General features: G+C 48.2%; 2 protein-coding genes. Both read right to left on the reverse strand.

From position 1 onward, the window contains the following. A partial coding sequence (locus tag Q0277_RS06985) for a transglutaminase domain-containing protein (RefSeq protein WP_297996803.1) occupies positions 1 to 644 on the reverse strand: 644 nt, incomplete at its 3' end. A 373-nt stretch (positions 645 to 1,017) separates the two neighbouring features. Beyond that, the coding region (locus tag Q0277_RS06990) for a transglutaminase family protein (protein ID WP_297996805.1) at positions 1,018 to 1,499 on the reverse strand (482 nt) is incomplete at its 5' end.

Raw genomic sequence — 1,499 nt, forward strand, 5'->3', positions numbered from 1 at the left:
GCGCGGCAAAGTGCGACGAAAACACTATTTATGTCGGTGCATTTGCCGCTTAGCTTGCCGCTACTTAAAATTTGCTTCACGTCCCCTAGCCCGCAGCCTAGCACGCTGTTATCGCGCTGCATAGTGTTCGCCACCCACGTATAAATCGCGCGCGCCTTTTCCAGATCACCCTTGATGCCGCCTACGATCTCGTCTGATTTTTGCTTGACGACGCCGTCGATTTGAATCTGCGTGCTAGGCTCTAAAAACTTCGCTACCTCGGAGCCAAGCTTTTCGTTCGGATTAAATTTTACCTTGCTAAAATCGGTATTTCGCTCAAAGGTCTCGACGCTAAATTTAATATTTAGCGTGGGCTTTGCCACACCGACGTAGCCGGCATAGAGCGTCGGAATTTCGCCATAGTCCACGGACGGATCGTTGAAATTGCCGTCAAATTTTACGTCGCTTACCTTTTGATACTCCGTGATAAGAGGAAGCGGTATCCAAAGCCGAGTCTGCTTGCCCTCCTCCAAAATTTCGTGATTTAGCGATAGCCCGAAAGCTCTCTTTTTGCCAATGACTTTTTCCCCGCCCAAAATGGTACTCGGAGTTGCCATAACGGCGCCTAAAATCGCAGTGTTTCTTAAAAAATCGCGTCTTTGCATGAAATGCCTTCAAAATAAAATGGCTAAGCCTTAGCCCTAATTACGCGTGGATTTTAGCCTTTTGCGGCTTTGAAATCGCTAAATTTAAAATTCCGCAAGCCGTAAATTTTAAAATTTCGCGCCGAAAAATTTCAAAATTTTGCTCGTTTTAAAATTTCAAAATTTCGCCGCCATGTCGCTCGCAAAATTTTAAAAAATTCTAAAATATAGCGCTAAAACAAGGCGCAGAATCTTTTCTGATGCAGACGCGGCAGCACGTAGATTAGGCGCGCTTTTACACATCCGCCCAAAGTCGTCTAGCGGGAAGCCTTTCTTGTATACCTACTCAAAAAGCTCAAGTAGTTCGACGTGCCGCATAGCAAAACGCGAACCGCTACAACTCTTTCGATCTGTAATCGTAGCTGAAATCTTTCGGCGAGTAGTAATTAAGCGTGTTGCCGTCCACTTCGCCGTAAGGATAGCCGAAATTATTGATCGGAAACTGCGCTGGGCGTGGGCTTAGCGTGAAGTCTCTGCCGTAGTTAAAGCCGATCCAGCACATCTCCCAGTTACCAAATAAATACTCGCGGATTTTAACGAGCTTGCTGTCGTCATTGCTTAGCTTCTCGCCTAGGCGCACCTTTGTAACGTCCGCGGGATCGACTGGGATCCAGCCGTGGCCTTTTAGATAAAATTCCGCTCTGCAGTGCTGCGCGCCCGAGATATGGCTGACGCCGTCTTTAGGCGCGGCGCCCATTTGAGCGCTAAACCTCGACGCGCCGACGCGGATGCCAAACATCTCTCTTGCGGCTATGCCCTGTGCGCGGCAAAGTGCGACGAAAACACTATTTATGTCGGTGCATTTGCCGCTTAGCT

The sequence above is a fragment of the uncultured Campylobacter sp. genome (genome assembly GCF_938030815.1).
Lineage (GTDB): Bacteria > Campylobacterota > Campylobacteria > Campylobacterales > Campylobacteraceae > Campylobacter_B.